The 20,029-nt window shown below is 66.8% G+C and carries 25 protein-coding genes; 8 read left to right on the top strand and 17 right to left on the bottom strand.

All coding sequences use genetic code 11. The features are described 5' to 3' along the window. Positions 1-648, top strand: a 648-nt coding sequence (locus tag ACXAHD_RS24365) for a hypothetical protein (RefSeq protein WP_475053400.1), incomplete at its 5' end; no start/stop codon positions are given. 127 nt (positions 649-775) lie between these two features. Further along, positions 776-1,225, top strand: coding sequence for a hypothetical protein (locus ACXAHD_RS24370; RefSeq protein ID WP_475053403.1), 450 nt, complete (start codon positions 776-778; stop codon positions 1,223-1,225). A 78-nt stretch (positions 1,226-1,303) separates the two neighbouring features. On the opposite strand, the gene ACXAHD_RS24375 is transcribed toward ACXAHD_RS24370, so the two are convergent. The 4 genes from ACXAHD_RS24375 to ACXAHD_RS24390 form a co-directional block, all read right to left on the bottom strand. Then, positions 1,304-1,987: an SDR family NAD(P)-dependent oxidoreductase gene (locus ACXAHD_RS24375; RefSeq protein WP_475053406.1), complete on the bottom strand. Its 684-nt coding sequence runs from the start codon at positions 1,985-1,987 to the stop codon at positions 1,304-1,306. A 79-nt stretch (positions 1,988-2,066) separates the two neighbouring features. Then, on the bottom strand, positions 2,067-2,540 hold the full coding sequence (locus ACXAHD_RS24380) for a hypothetical protein (RefSeq protein WP_475053408.1): 474 nt from the start codon (positions 2,538-2,540) through the stop codon (positions 2,067-2,069). Positions 2,541-2,551: 11 nt separating this feature from the next. Further along, positions 2,552-2,743: a DUF397 domain-containing protein gene (locus tag ACXAHD_RS24385; protein ID WP_475053410.1), complete on the bottom strand. Its 192-nt coding sequence runs from the start codon at positions 2,741-2,743 to the stop codon at positions 2,552-2,554. After that, on the bottom strand, positions 2,730-3,560 hold the full coding sequence (locus tag ACXAHD_RS24390; RefSeq protein ID WP_475053413.1) for a helix-turn-helix domain-containing protein: 831 nt from the start codon (positions 3,558-3,560) through the stop codon (positions 2,730-2,732). The genes ACXAHD_RS24385 and ACXAHD_RS24390 overlap by 14 nt, the downstream gene beginning before the upstream one ends. Positions 3,561-3,856: 296 nt before the next feature. Here ACXAHD_RS24390 and ACXAHD_RS24395 point away from each other — a divergent pair, with 296 nt between their 5' ends. Beyond that, positions 3,857-4,228 (top strand): hypothetical protein, encoded by a 372-nt coding sequence (locus ACXAHD_RS24395; protein WP_475053415.1) that lies wholly within the window; start codon positions 3,857-3,859, stop codon positions 4,226-4,228. Then, on the top strand, positions 4,213-4,845 hold the full coding sequence (locus tag ACXAHD_RS24400; protein ID WP_475053417.1) for a GNAT family N-acetyltransferase: 633 nt from the start codon (positions 4,213-4,215) through the stop codon (positions 4,843-4,845). Before ACXAHD_RS24395 ends, ACXAHD_RS24400 begins: the two co-directional genes overlap by 16 nt. Before the next feature lie 213 nt (positions 4,846-5,058). Here ACXAHD_RS24400 and ACXAHD_RS24405 read toward each other — a convergent pair whose 3' ends face one another. Then, a complete protein-coding gene (locus tag ACXAHD_RS24405; RefSeq protein ID WP_289212260.1) occupies positions 5,059-5,343 on the bottom strand; it encodes a type II toxin-antitoxin system RelE family toxin in 285 nt (94 codons plus the stop codon). Beyond that, positions 5,340-5,621 carry a type II toxin-antitoxin system prevent-host-death family antitoxin gene (locus ACXAHD_RS24410; protein ID WP_289212261.1) on the bottom strand — a complete coding sequence of 94 codons (282 nt, stop codon included), beginning with the start codon at positions 5,619-5,621 and terminating at the stop codon, positions 5,340-5,342. Before ACXAHD_RS24410 ends, ACXAHD_RS24405 begins: the two co-directional genes overlap by 4 nt. 269 nt (positions 5,622-5,890) lie before the next feature. Here ACXAHD_RS24410 and ACXAHD_RS24415 point away from each other — a divergent pair, with 269 nt between their 5' ends. Beyond that, positions 5,891-6,460, top strand: a complete 570-nt coding sequence (locus ACXAHD_RS24415; protein WP_475053420.1) for a class IV adenylate cyclase — start codon at positions 5,891-5,893, stop codon at positions 6,458-6,460. Positions 6,461-6,536: 76 nt separating this feature from the next. On the opposite strand, the gene ACXAHD_RS24420 is transcribed toward ACXAHD_RS24415, so the two are convergent. The 4 genes from ACXAHD_RS24420 to ACXAHD_RS24435 all read right to left on the bottom strand — a co-directional run bounded on the left by ACXAHD_RS24420 (position 6,537) and on the right by ACXAHD_RS24435 (position 11,527). Beyond that, a complete protein-coding gene (locus ACXAHD_RS24420; protein ID WP_282234048.1) occupies positions 6,537-7,079 on the bottom strand; it encodes an RICIN domain-containing protein in 543 nt (180 codons plus the stop codon). A gap of 313 nt (positions 7,080-7,392) precedes the next feature. Then, entirely contained in the window at positions 7,393-8,223 is an 831-nt protein-coding gene (locus ACXAHD_RS24425) for a polysaccharide lyase family 7 protein (protein ID WP_475053423.1), read from the bottom strand. A 258-nt stretch (positions 8,224-8,481) separates the two neighbouring features. Beyond that, the gene (locus ACXAHD_RS24430; protein WP_289212264.1) at positions 8,482-9,870 is read right to left on the bottom strand and encodes a hypothetical protein; all 1,389 of its coding nucleotides are present in this window, start codon (positions 9,868-9,870) and stop codon (positions 8,482-8,484) included. Between the two features lie 367 nt (positions 9,871-10,237). Then, positions 10,238-11,527, bottom strand: a complete 1,290-nt coding sequence (locus tag ACXAHD_RS24435; protein WP_289212265.1) for a hypothetical protein — start codon at positions 11,525-11,527, stop codon at positions 10,238-10,240. Positions 11,528-11,703: 176 nt separating this feature from the next. On the opposite strand from ACXAHD_RS24435, the gene ACXAHD_RS24440 reads away from it, so the two are divergent. Next, positions 11,704-11,859, top strand: a complete 156-nt coding sequence (locus ACXAHD_RS24440) for a hypothetical protein (protein WP_281567434.1) — start codon at positions 11,704-11,706, stop codon at positions 11,857-11,859. A 34-nt stretch (positions 11,860-11,893) separates the two neighbouring features. Here ACXAHD_RS24440 and ACXAHD_RS24445 read toward each other — a convergent pair whose 3' ends face one another. The 4 genes from ACXAHD_RS24445 to ACXAHD_RS24460 are packed head-to-tail and all read right to left on the bottom strand — an operon-like array spanning position 11,894 to position 15,625. Next, positions 11,894-13,159 carry an MFS transporter gene (locus ACXAHD_RS24445; RefSeq protein WP_281555448.1) on the bottom strand — a complete coding sequence of 422 codons (1,266 nt, stop codon included), beginning with the start codon at positions 13,157-13,159 and terminating at the stop codon, positions 11,894-11,896. Positions 13,160-13,164: 5 nt separating this feature from the next. Next, positions 13,165-14,358: a MalY/PatB family protein gene (locus ACXAHD_RS24450; protein ID WP_475053427.1), complete on the bottom strand. Its 1,194-nt coding sequence runs from the start codon at positions 14,356-14,358 to the stop codon at positions 13,165-13,167. A 12-nt stretch (positions 14,359-14,370) separates the two neighbouring features. Continuing rightward, positions 14,371-14,799, bottom strand: a complete 429-nt coding sequence (locus ACXAHD_RS24455; protein WP_281567432.1) for a GFA family protein — start codon at positions 14,797-14,799, stop codon at positions 14,371-14,373. Between the two features lie 13 nt (positions 14,800-14,812). Beyond that, the gene (locus ACXAHD_RS24460) at positions 14,813-15,625 is read right to left on the bottom strand and encodes a 2OG-Fe dioxygenase family protein (RefSeq protein WP_281553440.1); all 813 of its coding nucleotides are present in this window, start codon (positions 15,623-15,625) and stop codon (positions 14,813-14,815) included. Between the two features lie 424 nt (positions 15,626-16,049). On the opposite strand from ACXAHD_RS24460, the gene ACXAHD_RS24465 reads away from it, so the two are divergent. Continuing rightward, on the top strand, positions 16,050-17,351 hold the full coding sequence (locus tag ACXAHD_RS24465; protein ID WP_475053431.1) for a preATP grasp domain-containing protein: 1,302 nt from the start codon (positions 16,050-16,052) through the stop codon (positions 17,349-17,351). Between the two features lie 90 nt (positions 17,352-17,441). On the opposite strand, the gene ACXAHD_RS24470 is transcribed toward ACXAHD_RS24465, so the two are convergent. Continuing rightward, positions 17,442-18,023 carry a TetR/AcrR family transcriptional regulator gene (locus ACXAHD_RS24470; protein ID WP_475053436.1) on the bottom strand — a complete coding sequence of 194 codons (582 nt, stop codon included), beginning with the start codon at positions 18,021-18,023 and terminating at the stop codon, positions 17,442-17,444. Further along, complete coding sequence (locus tag ACXAHD_RS24475; protein WP_289213708.1) at positions 18,020-18,403, bottom strand: MerR family transcriptional regulator; 384 nt, start codon at positions 18,401-18,403, stop codon at positions 18,020-18,022. Before ACXAHD_RS24475 ends, ACXAHD_RS24470 begins: the two co-directional genes overlap by 4 nt. Positions 18,404-18,463: 60 nt before the next feature. On the opposite strand from ACXAHD_RS24475, the gene ACXAHD_RS24480 reads away from it, so the two are divergent. Next, positions 18,464-19,150, top strand: coding sequence for an SDR family oxidoreductase (locus ACXAHD_RS24480; protein WP_281553442.1), 687 nt, complete (start codon positions 18,464-18,466; stop codon positions 19,148-19,150). Here ACXAHD_RS24480 and ACXAHD_RS24485 read toward each other — a convergent pair. Then, the gene (locus ACXAHD_RS24485; RefSeq protein ID WP_475053433.1) at positions 19,138-19,941 is read right to left on the bottom strand and encodes a hypothetical protein; all 804 of its coding nucleotides are present in this window, start codon (positions 19,939-19,941) and stop codon (positions 19,138-19,140) included. The two genes, ACXAHD_RS24480 and ACXAHD_RS24485, sit on opposite strands and share 13 nt — an antisense overlap. Positions 19,942-20,029 lie beyond the last annotated feature (88 nt).

Genomic DNA, 20,029 nt, shown 5'->3' on the forward strand with positions numbered 1-20,029 from the left:
ACCACAACGGACAGAACGGCGTCGAGCCGGTCGAACCCCGTCACTCAACCCGCGCTGACCGTCACTCTTCGCGCACCACCTGAATGTTTACCGCTGGGGGCATCTGCATCACAACTGCCTTGTGCCCTGACGAATGGTGGTGCGCTCAATCTGGCAGACACGAAGGACTGGCTGGGTAGGCGTAGTCGCGTACTTCTGGTGGACGATCGATTCTGGGTGCACTATCGAGCGGACGACACCCCGTGGTTCATATCTTTCAGTGGCGGTGAGCTTTGTTTTCCCGAGGATTGCCTTATTGTAAATTTCTATCCTGACTGGCTGTACCCAGAGGAAGTGCTTCCACGCCCTAAGGATGAGCGCTTTGCTGACACGGAGCCGGATGGATTGAAGTGGAACGCCCGCAGTTGGTGGTACGATACTGGAAATTTCGGCTCGATTGGTATTGTCGTTCGCGCGATCGCAGAAGTCTGGCAAGTTGATCTTGCAAACCTGTTGGATGCGATGGAACCGCTTCACTTCGATGAAGACTCGGATAACCGTTTTCTCGTGCCGCTATCCGGAGGTGGTGCTGAGCCTGTCGAGATGGTGCGGGTATTCCGTCCTAATGTTATTGCCATATCTGCAGCGGAGGTTGTCGGTGAGGCGTGATTCTCGTGTGACAAGAATCGGACGGTCTTCGGCATTTGGGATCTGGTCTTCCAGGCGAGTCGCGCGACGAATTGCCGAGCGTCGGCTTGGGGATACGCGCCAAATCGAGAGGCTCCAAGAGTTTTCCGTGTCGACCGAGTTTCATTTGGAGAGATATCGATACATATTACAGCAAATCCAAGCCGCAAATGAGAACGTGTATCGTTTTCTTGGGATCTATCAGGCGTTAGCGTCTGCGCTGGTTGGCGCGGCGCTGGTCATGTTCGTGAGCTATCGAGAATGGGGGTTGCGGCCAGAAGTTGCTAGAGTGGGGATTCTCGCTCTCATGGGGCTGGTAACCATTGTTGCGGGCTTTACGATTTTGATGGTGGTTGTGGGCGTCCTTAACTGGCTAGATTATCGGAATGAAGAATACGGACTGTTGTCGGAAGTTGTTCGCCCAGGATTTCGTGCGCCGCCGACAGTGCGGAACTTCTATCGATGGTATGAGACATATATTGTTGTTTTCATCGGGGTGACCGTGGTCGGGATGTGGTGGTGCGCCCTTGAAATCGTCATTCCAGCCGTCCGGTTGTAGGTTTCATTTTGGTTCCGACGCGGAGCATCGGCGGCGATTCTTTGGGCTAATCAGTTGTTGTCGAAACCGTTGGCTCTATTACCAGTGCAGTGGCTTGCGGTTGTAGAAGAGGTGGCCGGTCGGTCCGTCGTTGGGGAGTGTAGCCAGCCAGTTGAAGGTGTCGGCTGCTTCGTCGGGGGTGTGGTCGGCTTTGCCGTAGGCAAGGCGGGTGTCGACCTTCCCCGGCGAGGCGGCGTTCACCAGGATGTTGTGCTCGTGTAGTTCTGCCGCGAGGATCTGGGTGAGCGCGTTTACGCCGGCTTTGGAGACGCGGTAGGAGACACTGCCGGTGCCCATCTCGGCGGATGTGCCCATGTGGCTGGTGACGTTGACGATCCGGCCGTTTCCGTTTCGCTTCATCTCGGGGATGGCGGCGGTGCAGCAGCGCCAAGTGCCCATGAGGTTGGCGTCGAGGGTCGCGGCGACCTTCTCGATGTCGGCGGCACTGGCTGCCTGGCCTCGGTCGATAGCGATGCCAGCGTTGTTGGTCAGGACGTCGAGCCGGCCGTACTGGTAGCCGACGTCGGCCATGGCGCGGGCGACGCTGGCGGGGTCGGTGATGTCGAGCTGGTGGCCGGAGGCTGACAGGCCAAGCCAGGTCAGCTCGGCGGCGGTCCGAATTGCGGCTTCCTCGCTTCTGGCGGTGACGACGACGTGGAGGCCAGCCTGCGCGAGCTGCTGGGCGATTGCTCGGCCGAGCCCTCGGTTGGCTCCGGTGACCACCGCTACCCGCTGGAGTGCCGAGGCTGCGCCGACATCTGCTGCTGCCTGCGTGGCCTGAGGACTGCTACCGGTGGGTCGGTCAGTCACGGTGGGCACCGGGCGGCCAGATGATGGTCAAGGAGGTGCCGCGAGTCTTGGCGTAGGCGACGACGTCGGCGGTGCCGCCGTAGCTTCGGGCGGGCATACCGTCCCAAACGGCGAAGAGCCGATCCGACTGGTCGACCATCGACTCGCTTGCGGCCGTGTGGGCATCCGAGTCGGAGACGAGGTAGTCGCAGCGGTGGACAGCCACGGCCTGACTGATCAACTTGTCGTACGCAACGTGTGCATGCTCGGGCAGGCCGTCGCGGTACTCCTGAGCTGGGACGACGACTTCAAGCTGACCACCGTGTCGCAGCACCGCCTCGGCGAAGAGCTGATCGGCTCCATCCGCGAGGCACGTGACGCCAACGAGGTTGCCGGCCAAGCGCGAGAGTTGCGCGTCGAGGGCCCGCGCGACAAGGTTGCTGACCTCGTCGCTGAGCCCTCGATGTCCGGTGATGGCTATCCGCACTGGCAGCCAGGTCAGTGCTTGGAGCTGACCTCGGCGATGAACGACTGCCAGGCGGTCGGTGCGAAGGTCAGGGTGCCGCTGTCGTGGTCCTTGCTGTCGCGGACGAGCACGCGACCGGGGACGTTGCCGGCGACCTCTACACACTCGCCACCGTTGCTGCTGCTGCGGGAAGACTTGTGCCAGATCGGCTCAACCGAGTTCATCGATCATCCTCTGAATCAGGTCTCGTGACTGCCGGCCGGACAGTGCCACGTCGCTCACATTCTCCCACGACCTCTCCAGCTGTCCCACCTCCCGAGCGGTGGAGATGATGCGTCCGGTGAGCTGGTCGTCGAGGTAGCCCACGCGGTCGCCGTCGACCAGAGTCGCCAGGATGAACGCGCCTGCCTGGCCGGCGTGCATGCCTACTGAGAACGGGATCACCCGTACGAGGACGTTCGGCCGGTGGCCGATGTCGACCAAGTGGGCAAGCTGGTCCTTCATGATCGATGGGTCGCCGTACCGTAGCGCTGGTTCGCCGATGATCGCGGTCAAGGTCACCGGATCGGGGCGTTCCAGGGTGGCAGCCTTTCGCCGCATCCGCTCGCGGGTCATCTCTTCGATCTGCAGCTCCGTGTGTGGTCCGGCGGCGATGATCGCGCGGGCGTACTCCTCAGTCTGGAGCAGACCGGGGACGACGAGCGGTTGGTGCATCCGCAAGAGGGTGGCGCGTTCCTCGTTCACCGTCCACGGACGCAGACCCGGGGCTACGGCCTCCCCGCGCGCCTGCTCGGCGAGCTCCCGCATCTCCGTCCCGGTGCCGAGAATCCTGTCAAGGGCGTCGGCGATGTCGCTTGGCGGGATCGACTTGCCAGACTCGTAGTTCCCGATCTGTGATCCACTAATCGGGATCTTGGCACCGAGGGCATCCTGCGACATGCCTTGGGTCATGCGTTGATGGCGAAGCGCGTGTCGGAACTCGTTGGTGTCAGGCAACTTGACGCTCCCCGTGTTAGTGGTTGGTGAGTGCCCATCCGGCATCTTCCTTCGAATCGCTGTTCTTGTCCAGGGTGGAATCAGATTCTCGATTCGAATTGGGAGCGGCGAATGTTGACCTTGGTAGGAGTTGTGTTGGCGGCGCTGGGTGGTTTGTGCGTCGGCTTCTTTTCCTTCAAGTTGAAGCAGCGGTGGTGTCCGGGGTGTGGGGAGACGTTGCGGTGTCCGGAGTGCGCGCCTCGGCATTCGATGCGGTTCAGTCCGACCGGCCGGCCCGGTGTCGCGGGCCGGTCCGGCCCGTCGGCCGTCGGTGACGGCGTCTACCGGGGCGGGTCGGCGCGGTGAGGGAGCTGTTGCGGGAGCTGGCCGCGTCCGGTGGCGGGGTGCTGGTCGTACGCCATGACGGGCAACCCAGGTTCGGCCTGGTCGGCTGTCCGGCGTACCGCGATGTGACCGGCGCGGAGCCGGCGGCAGTCGACGGCGGCGGTGGTGGTGGTGGTCATGTGGCGGTGCGGCCGTCCTGGTCGTGCGCCGGCTGCGGCCAGGCGTGGCCGTGCCTGGTGGCGAAGTCGGAGTTGGCGGCCGTGTTGGGGCCGTTCGGGTTGGCGACGTACGCGGTGGAGCGGATGACCGAAGCGGCGTTCGACCTGCCGGACGTGACGGCGGCGGAGCTGTTCGACCGGTTCCTGGTGTGGACGTGGCGGCCGTGCTGACCGTACGGGCGGCGACCGCCGCCGATGTCGAACCCTTGGCCGAGTTGTTGGCGCAGTCGTGCGTCCTGGACCCGGTGGTGGCCTGGTCGATGCGGGACTACGCGATCCGCTATCTGACGATGCACCAGTTCTTCACCGCCGAGCTGGAGTTCGGGGTACGGCACGGGATCGTCGACGTCGCGGGCGACCGCGACGGGGTGGCGATCTGGTATCCGCATCCGGCCGACCGGCTCCTCGGTGCGGAGCACCTGCGGCGCAGGTTGCGGGCGTGTGGTGACCGGCACGGCCCGTACACGCATTACGCGTCCACCGTCGCGCAGTTGGAGCCGGTCGGCCGGCATCATCATCTGGCGTTCCTGGCGGCGGCACCCTGGTTTCGGGGTCGGGGCATCGGGGCGGCGCTGCTCGCTGCGCACCACATCCGGCTCGATCGGATCTGCATGCCGGCGGTGGTGGAGGCGAGCAGCCCACGGTTCCAGGCGTTCTACACCCGCCACGGCTACCGCGTCGTACGGGTGGCCCACCTGCCGGCCGGCGGCCCGCCGCTGTGGTCGATGCGCCGAGGCGGCGCATCACCCGATCAACCACCCATGGCCGCCGCCCTCCGCGTCGGCTGAACCAGGGGTGGTCGCTGGTTGCTGCCCTGACCGGCTTACTGCCGGCTGTGTCGGGCAGCGCAGCGCTTCATCGACGTGAGGCTGAGACACCTAACGTTTTAGGGTGTCTCAGCCTCACGTCGATGGTGGCGGATAAGAAGCGGGGCGGATTCGGGCACCGGCCGTCGAAGTACGCGGTGCTGCCGGGTGCCGGTCGCCGCCGATGCCGTCGGGCTACAAAAGGTCGTAGACGTCGCTGCGATGGCCGAGGTGCACCACGAGGACGATGAGCTTGCCATCGTCGATCTGGTAGACCACCCGGTAGTCGCCGACGCGGATTCGCAGGAGCCCAGGGTGTCCTGTCAGGGCTTTGACCCCGTGTGGTCGTGGATCGATGCTGAGGGCGGCGATGGCGGCGACAAGTCGGGACTGGACGGGTCGGTCCAGCTTGCGCAGCAGCTTGGCAGCTTTCGTATCGAGCTGGATTTCGTACGGTGGCCGCCGAGTCGGTCCGGTCACAACCCGAGCTCGGCACGAAGCTCTGCCAGCGAGACGGGCTTCTCGCCCGCATCGATGCGGGCCAGCGCCTCGCGGGCGGCCGCGACGTCGGCGGCGTCCTCGGCACGCTCGATCGCCTCGGCCAGGTCGGCAGGGACGATCGCGGCGAGTCGTTGACCCCGTCGAGTGACGTAGGTGATCCGGCCGCTGTAGTGGGCGCGGGACACGATGTCGGCGAGCTCATCTCGGGCGGCCGAGATGCTCAGCTCCTGCTCGGGTCTGATCGGTTCTGCGGTCACGTACGAATCGTACGCCTTGTACAAGTCGTACGCCACCGTCTGCCACTACCCGCACCTATTTTCGTGTCATATGAGTGCTCTGTTGCCTCACCTCGGCGATGGGCGACAAGGCAACGCCGGCACCCGAGCCGGCCGCCGCTGACGATGCACTGCCCGGCCGGCGCACCACTCGACAGGCGGCGCGGCGCTCCACTGGCGTGCCGCGTTGGTGACACGGTGACGGTTGTGCGACGCTGCGCAGTCAATTTTCGGTGGCCGGTGGAGGCGTGGTGCGTGAGGTCGAGGTCAAGTACCGCGTCCAGGACCGGGAAGCGCTGCTCGTCGCGCTCACGGCGCGCGGCATCGAGCCCGGTCCGCCGGTCGTCCAGGACGATCAGGCGTACGCCCCGACCACCTGGTCGTACGGCGACAGCAAGACCGGCGTCCCCTTCGTACGGTTACGGACCGTCGACGGCCGGCACACCTTCACCCTGAAACGTCCAGTCGACAACGCGCTCGCCTGCGACGAGTACGAGACGGCGGTCACCGACCGCGGTCAGATGCACGCCGCCATCCTGGCGATGGGCTTCCGTCCGACCGTACGGATCGCGAAAGTACGCCGTACCGCCGATTTGCCCGACGGTGAGCTCTGCGTCGACGACGTCGCCGGCCTCGGCACGTTCCTTGAGGTGGAACGCATCGTCCCCGAGGGCGTGCCCGGCGTGGCGGTGCAGGCCGAGTTGGCGGCGTTCGTCGCGTCACTCGGCCTCGCGGCGATCCGCACCGAGGAGACGTACGACTCGCTTGTCCGCGGGGCGACCTTCCGGCGGCAGGCTGTCGTCGGCAGAGAGCAGGCTTAGATGCGTGCTGTCCTACTGCGGACACCCAAACAACGAACCATCCGTGTTGAGGATCAGGTGCGGGCAGTCAGCCAGGCTAGTAGCCCAGCCGCCATTGCTGGTAGCCGTTCCCCGCGATGCATCCGTACCCGTAAACGGCACCTTGGGAGTTGCCGTCCAGGCACAGGTCGCTGAACCTGTTCTTCAGTGCCACCTTGTACCAGTCTCGGCCACCGACCACCTCCCACTGGGTGCTCTTCGCCGAGTTGCACTCACTCAGCCCGGCTCCACCGCCCGTATTGACCTGGACGCAGTAGCCGGTCTTGACGTGCTGCAGCATCACCAGATCGTGGCCGTCCCAGCTGCCTTGATCGATCGGCCGCCAGAGCTGATAGCGGTTCGAGCCGACCGGCATGCTGCACGGCAGGGTGTACATCTGCCCCCGGTCGTTCGCGTCCAGGCACCTGCCGGTGCTCCAGTTGCGTAGATAGTTCTGCCCAGGTACGGCCTGTGCCGGTGCTTGCGCCGCCACCACCGAGATCGCCGCCGCGCACACCGCGACGAGCATCATGGCCAGCAGCCGCAGTGGCCGGCGAACCATTTCCCCGGTGCCGATCGACCAATTTCGGACTCGAGACACGCTTGCTCCTAGTTGCAGATGACATAGACGAGGCCCACGCTCGAGGGCACGATACATGTGTTGCCGGCGGCTCTCGGTGGCGGTCGATTCGGGTGCCGGCGGGGCCGTTCGGTGCCCTGACCTCTGCTTCTATCCGGCTCCGATGATGTCGGGTCACGGTCGAGGTTGCTGGGAGGTGGTCGGATGACGACCGTCGTACCGGTGAATACTAGGCAGTTCACCATCAGCGGGGTGGGTGGTGCTGCAACTGTTCAGTGTGGCTCCTCGGTGTCGGGACCCCGGAAAACGGGGGACCCCGACAGATCACTTGTCGTCAGGAGTGCGTGACGAGTAGTTTGTACAGGCTTGTCTGACCGTAGTTCGAGCTGCTGCACGGGGAAGAGTTGCCGCAGTTGGCCTGGGTGTAGGCGCCGGCCTTGAAATAGTTGCCGGACGCGGTGTGCGAGATGGTCGTCTGCAGGGCGCCGTTGTAGTACACCTTGATCTGACCGCCACTGACCACGAACTTGCCTTCGAAGACTGTGTGCAGCTTGTAGCTGCTGGTGATCAGCTTGTGATTAGTGGTGTTTCCTTTGGTGACGTACAGGTTGGTGCCTTCCAGGCGGAAGACGGTGACGTCGTCGTCGCCGTCGTGGATCTGGGCTCCGACGACGTGTGCCTTGTCGTTCGGGAGCTTGTTGAACGCGAGCCGGAAGGTCATGGTGTGGGTGCCCGAGGTCGCCGACCAGGAGGCATTCGCGGTGCCGTTGCTGGCCATCTCGCGAAGCTCGGAGCGCGCGTAACTCGAGTTGGGCGTGGTCACTCCGTTGACCGGGGATCGGAACTGAACTCCGGTGCAGGCGGAGTTGACCGTGAACCACGGATTGGCCGAGTAGGTCTTGAGCTGCGGTTGCTTGATCTCGGTCGGGGATCCGGATGAACCGGTCGGCAACGTGACCTTCCAGTTCGTCAGGTTGAGCTGTTGGGCCGGGTAGTCGCACGGGGCGGCGGCGGTGGCGACGCCTCCCGGGGTGAGGAGGGAGGCTGCCAGGACGACTGTGGTCGCCAGCAATGCGGTCACGAGTCGCTGTGTGCGGTGCGTTGTCATCGCGGGTTGAGGCCTTTCGGGTGATGGTGATGGCGTCGGACGGCGATCGGCACCCATGGCGGACGATTCGTCGCGCGTCGCTTCATCGCGCCAGGAGTGCGCATTCAGTTCACAGTTGTGAACTGTTGGGCACTAGTGCCATGTGAGAGTAGGAAACGCAATCAGATACGTCAATAGAAGTTTTTCCGCTGCACGGAAACAGGACCAGACCCGGTACGGCGGCCACCTGGCGACCGTACGTGTCTGGTCCTGTTTCTGGCCCTGGTCGTGGGGATGTGCGGGTACGAGCGTCGACTACCGGTATCCCCGAGTCCGTTACTGGAGCGGACCACCCGTGTGTACGACGTTACTGAAGGTGACCCTGGCCTTGCTGATGTCGGAGTCGGCGAAGTACTGCCGCCAGAGCACCTCCGCCTCTGCCGGACTGCTGGCTTCGCCGTACGGTACCCACCCGGGGTACTCGCAGTCGAGATCGTTGGTGACGTTGCAGCCGCTCTCGGCGTCCTGGGCTTGGACGTAACTCCCGAACTTCATGTAGGACGCCTGGGAATCCTGCATGTCGTACGTGAAACTGGTCGACGTACGGCCGATGGTCGAGTCGACCGTGACCACGCCGTAGTCGTTGATGAACTCGTACCTCATGGTCTCTCCGCTCCGGACGGTGCCGAGGTCGAAGATCTCCTCGTTGATCTGGCCGTCACCGCTCACGAAGCCCGGGATCTGAACACGAACGTACACGTCGAAGACACCGTTGCTGGGTACCCCCTCGAGCAGCGGGTAGTCGTCGATCGAGAAGTCCTGTTCGCCCTCGCCTTTGAAGATTCCGAGCGGGCTGGAATCCTGGACGTAGAGCTTGACCTGGGTGGAGAAGCCGGCACCGGTGCCGGCGTGGATCTGGTGGGCGATGAGCTTGACCCCGTCGTCGAGATCGAACCTGATGTCAGCCGAGAAGGATTCGTAGATCTCGTCCGAAGCCTTCCTGGCAGCCACCGGTGTCTTCAGCTCGTCGCGCGGACCGCCGCCGCTGCCGGTGACGGTGAACTGCTCCAAGCCGTCGAAGCTCAAGACGTACGGGTCGCTTGACTTGATGTAGTCGCCCGCCTCCGAACTGTCCCAGACGCTCGGGTCGAAGCCGGCGCCCGGTGCCGGTCCGGTGGACAGGGTGAAATCGTCGAACCGGCCGGTCTTGCCACCGTAGGCCGCGAAGATTTCGACGGTGCTGGCGCTGCCGGTGTTGAAATCGACGCTGACCGGCTCGAAGCCACGGCCACCGCCGGAAGAGGTGTAGGTGTCGCCGCCCACCCTGGCGCCGATGACGCCCTTGCCCCGGACGTACGCGGTCAAGGTGTAGTCGGTGCCGGGCGTGACAGTGACGTCTTGCCGGACTTCGCCGCCCGTACCTTGGATCTTGGCCGAATGGTGGCCGGTGTTGCCGATATCAGAGAGAGCCACCTTGCGGGAGTTGATGATGCGCCAGCCGTCGAAGTAGCCACTTTCGAAGCCGGGATTGGCGACGGCCACGGAATCGGCACTCGCGGTGGTGGCCAGCGTGCCGGTGGCAACCGCGGCGATGAGGCCTACTGTTGCTATCCGCGCGAGTGACGTGGTCCGTCTTCTGATTGCTTTCATGGTGCGGGTTCCTTCCGGGTCGCAGATCGGGACGGTTGATACGGCGAGGCCGGTCCGGCGTCCGCGCGGCGGCACGGCAACGGCACCGCAACGGCACCCCGCAGGGCGCCACAGGGGGTCCACGGACCATGACGTAAAGTAGTCGCATCGTCACCTAGACTCAGTGCATCGGTTTACTGAGATTCAGGATTATCTGTTCCTGGTGGCCTGGCTGTCAATGCTTGGCGATGGCCCGAACCCCCGGGGTGGGCGTGAGCAAGGCTGCGACATGCCGCACCGGCCCGATGAGGCGCTGCGCAAGCAGAGACTTCGCGTCACAGACGGTCACCCGAGCTAGTCGACCGATGCACTAGAAGTCCCGGATCGGGGCAGGTGACTGCTGACATACTGCGAGAGCATGTCGGGCCGTCCACGCGGCACCAGCGAGGCGGGCTCGCTCCCGCTACAGCTGGCCGCCGGTGCCGGTCTGCCAGAAGACCTGCCGGGTGGACCCGGACCGCAGCACCAGGTTCCCGTCGTCGCGCAGCACCAACTCCGGGCTGGGGCCAGCCCCGACGGAATCCGACGCCCACACCGCCGCCGCATCAGCGGCTGAGTTGTCGTAGACGACGAGGTTGCCGTCGGGCTGCATCCTGGTCTCCCGCACGCTCATGCCGCCGACGACGATCTGGTGTGTGCCGGACGACCAGAGCACGCTGGTGCCGGGCCCGTACAGGACCAGGTTGCCGTCCTGCTGTTGCATCAGGTGGTAGACCTCGTTCGGCGAGGACAGGTACCGCAGGGTGGTGAGCCGGTAGCCGGCCGGCATCGTGCCAGCGTACGACAGGGAGCTTTTCTGTTCGGACAGGCCCGTCAGCGTCATCACCGTCGAGCCGTCCCTGCGGGCCAGATGGAAGTGTCCCTGGTTGGTGACCATCACCCTGGTCGCGTCGGAATCCTTGGTGTTGGATGCCCAGGCGACGCTGCCGTCGGGGCGGTAGATGACGAGGTTGCCGTCGCTCTGCATGACGACCCGGCTTCCGGGCTGGCCGTTGGTGTTGCTGGCCCACCAGTCGTAGGGGCCTTGGCAGATGTTGGGTCGGGGCGCCCCGCAGGGCGACGGACCGTAGGCGACGAGGTTGCCGTCGGTCTGCATCAGCAGGCCGAACCGGCCGTCGGGGGAGAGGATGTACTCGCCTGCGTACATGGTCGTGTCCGCGTTGAGCTGGCTGCCGATCCTGGTCGCGCCGACGAACGCACCGGTCCGGATCGCGCCGGTGGCGGGTTGCGCCGGGGCGGCGGGCGACATCGACCCCGGCGACGCCGCCGCGGCGACGGCCTGCCGGTCCGGGCCTGCCTGCGACGCCGTCGGGCTCGGCGTGGCACCGGGCGACGGTGCTGCCGGATCGGGCGTTGCCGGATCCGCCGGCCCAGCGGACGACTCCGCCGTCGGCTCGCCGGTCAGCGCCACCGCCCCCGGCGTCTCGATCTCGTCGGACCGGTTCGCGAAGGCCACGGCCGTTGCGATCGTCAGCACCACGGCGACCATGCCGAGCGCGCCGAGCAGCAGCGCCGGCCGCCGAGGTCGGGTCGGCGGCGCGTTGTCGCCCGGGCCAGGATGCGACACCCCGACGATTTCCGTGGCGGCACTGTCGATGCCGACATCGCCGCTGCGCTCACCCGTCGGGGTGCCGGTGACGACAACTGCCGGATCGACATCCGCCCACGGGTCGACCGGATCATGCTGCGACATTGACATCTCCTGACGGACCAGCGACAAGGTACGGGTCGTCCGGAATCCGGACGCGGCGCACCGGGGCCAGGCCACGGTGCCTGGCGCGAACAAGGCACCAGCGGGAAATCCTGCCAATCCCTGGAGGCCGTTGACCAGTCGCGACCGGCGAATCTAGGCAGTCGCCACGTCTGACCGTGGACCTTGACCCGCGCGTCGCGCTCGTCGCGTACGGGCAGACGTTGGCGTCGCTGCGTTGGGCGATCCGCACCGTCTGCGGCCTGTTGATCGGCGCGATGGCGCTGCCGGTCGGCTTGCAGACGACCCCGGTGCTGAGCTTGATGGTGCCGTAGCGGCGCGGTCCCGGACGCCGGGCCAAGGGCGCGATCACCCCTGGCCGATGCCGGCGTCGGGGGGCAGTCGGAGCACCGGCCGGCCGAGCATCGGCAGCAGGCTGGCCAGCATCCCGACGGCGCACACCCACAGTGCGGTCCGTTCCCCGATCGCCTGGACCAGGAAGCCGCCGAACAACCCGCCGACCGGCATCATGCCCCACATCAGGAACCGCATGGCGGAGTTCATCCGCCCGTGCAGTTCCGGCGGGCAGATGGCCTGACGGTAGGTGATCTGGGCGACGTTCTGGATGGCGCTGCCGCCGATGTAGGCGGCGTAGCCGATCGGGTAGAGCACCACCAGCCAGCCCTGACCCACCAGCGGCATGAGCAGCAGCAGCGGAAACGTCACGGCGAACGGCAACCACAGCGTACGGGCGATGCCGAACGTCGCGACGAAGCGGTTGGCGAACACGCTGCCGACCACCCCGCCGACCGCGACGGCCCCGGTCACCAGGCCGTACGCCGCCGGCGACAGGCCGAGCGTGTTCACCAGCAGCAGCGGCTGGACGGTGAGCAGCGCGTACTCGAACAGCAGGGCGATCATGCCGTGCAGCACGACCAGCCGGAGAATCGGCTGACCGGCGACGTACCGCACTCCGATGGTGAGCTCCCGGCCCAGCCGTGGCCGTCCACTGGGCCGGTCGACCTGCGGTTCCGGTGGCCGGATCCGGCCGAGCAGCCAGGCGGAGGCCAGGTGGCACACCGCGTTGAAGGCCAGCGCGCCCGAGGCGGTGACGATCTGCACCAGCGCCCCGCCCAGGGGCGGTCCGGCCAGCTGACTGCCGTTGCCGGCCACCTCCAGCTTGCTGAAGCCGGCCAGTAGGCGGTCCTTGCCCACCAGGTACGTGACGTAGCCCTGCTGCGCGACGTCGAAGAAGACGTTGCCGACCCCGATGACCAGGGCGACCACGTACAGCTGCCCCAGGCTCAGCGCCCCGAACGCCGCTGTCACCGGCACCGACAACAGCACCAGCGCGCGGACCAGGTCGGCGGCCACCAGCACGGACCGCTGCCGTAGCCGGTCCACCCAGACCCCGGCCGGCAGCGCGACGACGAGGAAGGCGAGCGTGCTCGCCGCCACCAGGAGCCCCACCTGCTGGGCGGAGGCGTCCAGCACGAGCACCGCGAGCAGCGGCAGGGCGACGAGTGCGACGTGGCCGCCGGTGCGGCTGACCACATCGGAGGCGAGCAGCAGACGGAAACCGCGATGGGAGCGCAGCAGGTCGTCGGCTGGCCGTACCCGCTCGGGCACGTCCACTGTCGTCAAGGAACCAACCTCCGGGGTGTCATCGACCGGACCGGACCCGCTGTTGCCGTGGCGGCGTGCGCCAACCGTCGCACGATCTCGGTGAGGATAGCGGGGGTGGTGGCGAAGTTGAGTCTGAGGAAACCCGTGCCCGGCGGGCCGAACTCGGCACCGTCCATCACGCTCACCCGCGCGCGTTCGGCGAGGTCTGCGGCCGGCGGGTAGTCGCGCAGGTCGAGCCAGCCCAGGTAGGTGCCTTCGGGCGGGGTGTAGCGGGCCATCGGCAGGTGCACGCCGAGCAGCTCGGCCAGCAGATGCCGGTTGCGGTCGAGCCGGCCGAGCACCGTGTCGAGCCACGGCCCACCGGCCAGGTACGCGGCCGTGGCGGCCAGCACGCCCAGGGTGGCGGTGCCGTCGGTGTGCAGCCGTCCGAGCTCACCCCACCGCTTACGGTCGGCGTCGTTGCTGGTCAGCAGCTGAGCGCACTTCAGACCCGCCACGTTCCACGCCTTCGACGTCGACGTGGCTGTCACCGTGTGTCCGGCCGCCGCTTCACAGCAGGTGGCGTACGGGACATGCCGGTGCCCGGGATAGACGAGCGGTGCGTGGACCTCGTCGCTGAACACCCGGCCACGGTGCCGTTCGACGACCTCCGCGACGGCCAACAGTTCACCGGGCTCCATGACCGCGCCGAGGGGGTTGTTGGGGTTGCAGAGGACGAGCGTGTTCCCGCCCGCCGCGAAGGCGCGGTCGAGAGCGTCCAGGTCGTAGCCGTAGCGGCCGCCCGACTCCACCATCTCGACCTGGATGACGCGTCGACCGAGCAGCCGGGGTACGGCCAGGAACGGCGGGTACGCGGGCACCGGCACGATGACGGCCGAGCCGGGCCGGGAGAAGCAGTCGATGGCGACGTGCAGGGCACGGATGACGTCCGGCAACGGCCGCACATCCGCCGGCGAGAGGTCCCATCCGTACCTGTCGTGTTGCCAGGCGGCGCACGCCTCAGCCAGCTGTGCCGTCAGCTGCGGCGTGAGGTAGCCGACCTGACCGCGGTCCACCGCGTCGTGCAACGCGTCCGCAACGTCGGGTGCCGTACCGAAGTCCATCTCGGCCACACACGCCGCCAGTCTTCCCGGGCCGGCGGCGGCCCACTTCAGCCCACCGCGCTCGCGCAACGAGTCGACGGTGACGACGTCGGAACCTGTCCACACCTGCGTTGTCACCTACTCCGTCAACACGTGTTTGCCGGCGGCGATGCTCGCCTCCCAGTTCTGCCCGTCGAATTCCACAAACTCGATGTTCTCGGCGGGGGAGAGGTCGAGGCACCGCGCGTTGACGCTGAAATAGCCGGTGGGATGCGATCGGGGGCGGTAGAACGGCAGCACGCCGCAGACCGCGCAGAAGGTGTGGTCCGCGATGCGGTTGCCGAACCGGTACGGCTTGAGGAACTCCTGTCCCTGGTGCAGCTTGAACCGCGCCTCCGGGGTCATCAGTTCCTGGTGGCCGTGCCGGTGGCAGATTCCGCAATTGCACAGGGTGATGGTCAGGTTGCGACTGGCCGCTGCGGAAAATACCACCCCGCCGCAGTGGCAGCTGCCGTCGTACCACACGCGTTCGATGGTCTCGGTCGTTCCCGTCACCTCTTCGGTCATAGCGTCACTCCGATCAGTTGGCGGTTGCGAGCGCGGGCAGGTCGGCGGGCAGGCCGAACGACATGGGCAGCATGCGGTGCGGGGCGACCGAGTCGTACCGGAACGAGACGTGCCCCTTCTCGGTGGGCTTCCTGGTGAAGAAGATGAGCATGTCCCGGATGGCTGGCTCCGTGTCGTCGATCGGGTAGACCGGCGAGACGCTGTGCTTGTACTCGTGATCGACGACCATCAAGGTGTCCAGGAATTCGCCGTGCCGCGCCCTGCCCTTGACCAACGCGGGGTCCGTCTCGTGCCAGCGGCGGCCGTTGACCTCTCTCATGTCGTGCAGGAAGGTCTCCGCGCTGTCGGTGGTCATGTTGCGCGCGGAGAGGAACGTGGTCATGGTGTGGTCCACCCCGTCGGAGTGCACGCCCTCCAGCGCGGGTTCGCCCAGCAGGCCGGTGGTCGTGACGGTCCGCAGGTTGAACAGGGTGCAGATCCACTCGGCGCGGCCGTAGTCCAGCCGGGGCCGCTGTGCCACGTCGATCCCGTGGGCGACCAGGAACTTGAAGACCAGCATCGCCTGCAGGGCGGTGTTCAGTTGCAGGTCGTCCTGCACCTCGTCGAACGTGCGCAGCGTCTCCGAGTCGTGCCGCACGAAGTCCTCCTCGCGGGAGAGAACGAAGGGCTGCGCCTCCAGCCGGTACCCGCGCCGGGTCTGCGGGTCGAGGCAGATCCGTCCGTTCCTGCTCTTGCGAAATGGCAGGGTCGGGTCCGACTCCAGTTGGTCGCTGATCACCTTCAGGCGCTCGAAGTCCTCGTCTGTCGCGCCGAGCGATTGCAGCATCGAGACCATTCTTGCCCCGTCGACGAAAGCCCATCGGGCGCGGATGTACTCGGATCTGACATCCATGACGTCGGACACGGCGGAGTCGTATTTCACAGCCTTCTCCACTCCCTGAAATGACTTTGACAGCAAGCGCTCTGAGATCCACATCATGGTGCGGGCGGTAGGCCTCCGCTTCTTCTGAATTGCCCTCACGGAGGGTGATGGGTTACCGGTGGTAGTCGGGGATTGAGAGCAACGTGGGAGAAGACAACTGCCCCGGGGCGGGGAACCGTGTACACGGTCGAGCGTGCTCGTCAGCCGCGCCTCTTACCGTTTCGAGATTTGACACCAACGTGGTAAGTGCCCTGCTCGGGGACACCACGACAAACCGGGAGGACGACCGTTGCCAAAGTTGATGTTCGCCAATTCGACCAGCCGTGTGATGGCAGCTCGGCCGGATGACGTCCCGGACGACGCGAAGGACTCCTACCGTTTTCTCGCCAACCGGATGCTGTGGTCGATGGACGAGGGCGACGTAGCTGTTCTTCCTGGCAAGGTCAGTGACGCGTGGCTGGCGTACGTCGCCGATCTGCTCGGCCTCGCGTCACCTCCCACGGTGCTCTCCCTGGCTGACTACCCCGGCGCCGGGTGGTATCCCGGCGACCGACCGCAGCTCGCCGATGCCCTGCGCGGTCTGATGGTGGCCGGTGGCGGCGCCACGGACCCGTGGCGTCTGGAGTGCTACATCCACGACCGGGACATCGCCTCCTGGGAGCGACTGCTCGGCATCGGCGCGGAGGAGTCCGTGCGCTTCGCGCAAGGGACCGCCGAGCTGGTCAACTCCAAGTCGGTCTTCCGGTCCATGGCAACGGCCTGCGGGATCCCGGTCGCCGAGGGGCGCGTCGTGGACCGTGGACCTGAGCTGGTCGACGGCGCGTCCGAACTGCTCGCCCGGACCGGCGCCGTCATCATCAAGCAGGACGTCAACGCCGGCGGAGACGGCAACATCCTGCTGACCACGGTCGAGGGAGGCAAGGAGGCCGGCGCGCACTACGTGGTTCACCTGGCGGCGACCGATCCCGCGACGGTCGCGTTGGCGCTCGAACCGTTCGGCCTGACGGCCCTGCCCGACCTGCCGGCCGGCGCCAGCCCGGCGCGCCACGTCATCGAGGTCTACCACGAGTCGGCCCGCGAGCTGTCCGCCGACATGACCGTGCCGCGCACCGGTGCGCCGACGCTGATGAGCTACAGCGACCTCCGCATGGCCGAGACCTGGAAGGGCAGCGTATACCCGCCGCAGAACCTCACCCCCAGACTGCACGCGCATCTGGGTGCGTACATGCAGCAGGTCGCGATCGTCGCCCAGCAGCTCGGCTACTACGGGCCGATGAACATCGACGCGATCGTCACCAGAACCGGCGAGCTGCTGTTCAACGAGTTCAACGGACGGGTCGGCGGCACCACCGGCATCGACATGATCGGACGGCGGCTGCTCGGCCAGGACTACCTCGACCATCACGTCCTCGCCTCGCGTATCGACGTGCCCGCGCCCGGCTGCGACATCCTCGTGAAGGCCCTGACTGAGCAGGGACTGCTGTTCACCCGGGGATCAGACCACGGCGTGGTCGTCTACAACGACACCACCGAGCAGACGGGCACGGTCGAGTACGTGGTGATCGGCCGTAGCTGGGCGGAGACGTCCCGTGCCGAGGAGCAGCTGACCAGCGTCCTGAACAAGCTCTGAGCGACTCCGAGCGACTCCGAGCAGCTTCGAGCAGGTCCGGCAGGTGGTCCGGCTGCGGGTTCGTTCAGCGCAGTGGCGATGCCGTCGACACTATGTGGACGACTCTGGGCGCGGCCGGGGCGTGAGTCCGTCGTGCAGGACGGTGAGGATCCGTTGCTGGCCTTTCTGGTCGGGGCCGACCTGCTCCAGCGCCCGCGAGGTGCCGATCATCAGCCCGATCAACTCGGCTGTGGCGATGTCCGGGCGCACGGCTCCGGACTGCTGCGCCCTGGTCAGCAGGTCCCCCATCGCGTCGCGCAGGTCCGCGCCGGCTGAGGCGATCGCCGTCCGTACCGCGGCCATCACCTCGTCATCGGAGTCGACGGCGTCGGTGAAGGCATGCTTGACCGTCGACTGTTTGACGGCCTCGGTGAAGAACGCGAAGAAGCCGGCGCCGACGTCGCCGGCGGTGGCCATCTCCCGCGCGTACGCGGTGATCTCCCGTAGCCGGGACATGAACACCGCCTCGATGAGAGCGGCCTTCGTGGGGAAGTGACGGAAGACGGTGCCGATCGCCACGCCGGCGAGCTCGGCGAGCTCCTCGGTCGAGGCGGACGGACCGGCCGCCGCGAAGACCTGTTCGGCGGCGGCGAGGATCCGGGCGGCCGTTACTGCCTGGATCTGTCCGATCAGGGCGGTCCGGCCGGGCCGGACTCGTACGCGCAGCCGCTGGCCGGGTGTGCGGCCCGCGCGATCACCTCGTCCAGGCGGGAGCGGGCTGCCGTCAACTCGGCGATCCGCGCGTCGATCCGGTCGCGCTCGGCAGCCAGCCGGGCGCGTGACTCGGGCGTGTTGACCTTGGCGTCCACACAGGGCATCAGGTCGGCGATGGTCCGGCTGGACAGGTTGGCCGCGTACAGCCGCTGGATCAGCCGGACCCGTTCGACGGCCGACTCCGAGTAGCGGCGCTGACCGGCCGGGCTGCGCTGCGCGACCAGCAGACCCTGCTCCTCGTAGTAGCGCAGCGCCCGGGTGCTCACCCCGGCGCGGTCGGCCAGCTCACCGATCCGCACAGTGACCCCCATCACAAGTCTTTGCCTTTGACGTCAATGTCAGGTTCTAGCGTAGCCAGCATGCAGATTTTCGGAGCAACCGCCCTGGTCACCGGGGCCAATCGTGGTATCGGCCGGCACTTCGCCGCCCAGCTGGTCGAGCGCGGTGCCGCCACGGTCTACGCCACCGCCCGCCGCCCCGAGTCCGTCGACCTGCCTGGCGTACGGGTCCTGCCGCTGGACGTCACCGACCCGGACTCGGTCGCCGCCGCCGCAGCGGCCACCGGTGACGTCACCCTGCTGGTCAACAACGCCGGGGTCACGACCGGAGCGGACCTGGTCGGCGGTGACCTCGGCCTGATCCGACAGGAGATGGACACCCACTTCTGGGGGACGCTGCACATGATCCGGGCCTTCGCGCCGCAGCTGGCCAACGGCGCGATCCTCAACGTGCTGTCGGCGCTGTCCTGGAGCGCCTACCCGGGTGCCGGCGGCTACGCGGCGGCGAAGGCCGCCGAGTGGAACCTCACCAACGCCGTACGGCTGGAGCTGGCCGCACAGCACACCCAGGTCACCGGTCTGCTGATGGGCGCCGTCGACACCGACATGATGGCCTCCTACGACGGACCGAAAAGCGACCCGGCGGTGATCGTCAAGGCAGCCCTGGACGGTCTCGAGGCGGGTGAGTGGGAGGTGCTCGCCGACGAGACGGCCCGTGCGGTCAAGGCATCCCTCGCCGCGGACCCCTCCGGCGGTCAGAAGACCTGACCAGAGCGTACGGCGGTGAACAGCAGCGGCGTGCCGACGCCGAGCCGGGCCACGGCGTCGGCGGCCGCCTCGGCCAGCCACCCGATCGCGTCGCAGGACCACTCGACCAGCTCACCGCGAAGCACCACACCGTGCAGTGGTGGGCCGTTCCAGAAGCTGTCGTCGAACAGTGGAGCCGGGGTGGTGTCGGCGGCCGCGAGGTCGTGCGACCGGTATCCGAACACATCCGGACCCAGGTCGGCGAGCAGCTCGGTGAGCTGGACCGCCACGTCGGGTAGCGACGGCTCCCGGCCGCTGTTGACGGTGATCTCGACCGGCGTCCGGTCCGCCGGACCGTGGCCGGTGAACCACGGGCTCGTCCGAGTCGCCGGCACCGGCGCGTACGGCGGGCGGGACGCCGGGTCGAGCCCGTGCACCGGTAGCAGCAGTTGTACCGCAGACAGGTCGAGCGGACCCCGCCGTGCCGTCACCTCTGCGGCGCAGTGCAGGAACGGCTGCACCGGCAGTGGCCGGTCGCCCGCCACCGCGCTGGCGTCGACCTGGAACCAGGACAGCAGGGCGGCGTCGGGCGCGGCGGCTGGATGCTGCCACCCGGCGTCGTTCGTCGCCCACAGGCCACCCGACCGGAGCATGCCGTTGTCGCGATCGCCGCCAGCCGAGGAATCGTCGAGCCAGCCCATGGCGAGTGACCGGTGGTAGAAGAGCGAATAGGCGTCCAGCTCCCCGTCGGCCCCGTGTGGCACATCGTCTGCGGGTCCGGTGAGGAAGCTGCCGTAGAGAGCGGCGAACATGGTGCCGGGGGGACGGAAGGGGTACAGAACACCACCCGGCGGCCTGGTTTCTGTGATCTTCTATCTTCTTGTTCCCTTTTCCTTCCCC

It is taken from the genome of Micromonospora sp. ABR4_055, assembly GCF_056160425.1.

Coding starts and splice junctions, on each gene's coding strand:
- ACXAHD_RS24385 (WP_475053410.1), bottom strand. CDS start 2,743: ATGAACTCGGTTGAGCCGATCTGGCACAAGTCTTCCCGCAGCAGCAGC.
- ACXAHD_RS24425 (WP_475053423.1), bottom strand. CDS start 8,223: ATGGGTGCCGATCGCCGTCCGACGCCATCACCATCACCCGAAAGGCCT.
- ACXAHD_RS24480 (WP_281553442.1), top strand. CDS start 18,464: ATGCAGATTTTCGGAGCAACCGCCCTGGTCACCGGGGCCAATCGTGGT.
- ACXAHD_RS24485 (WP_475053433.1), bottom strand. CDS start 19,941: ATGTTCGCCGCTCTCTACGGCAGCTTCCTCACCGGACCCGCAGACGAT.
- ACXAHD_RS24455 (WP_281567432.1), bottom strand. CDS start 14,799: ATGACCGAAGAGGTGACGGGAACGACCGAGACCATCGAACGCGTGTGG.
- ACXAHD_RS24390 (WP_475053413.1), bottom strand. CDS start 3,560: ATGCCGGATGGGCACTCACCAACCACTAACACGGGGAGCGTCAAGTTG.
- ACXAHD_RS24435 (WP_289212265.1), bottom strand. CDS start 11,527: ATGTCGCAGCATGATCCGGTCGACCCGTGGGCGGATGTCGATCCGGCA.
- ACXAHD_RS24465 (WP_475053431.1), top strand. CDS start 16,050: ATGGCAGCTCGGCCGGATGACGTCCCGGACGACGCGAAGGACTCCTAC.
- ACXAHD_RS24460 (WP_281553440.1), bottom strand. CDS start 15,625: ATGCTGCAATCGCTCGGCGCGACAGACGAGGACTTCGAGCGCCTGAAG.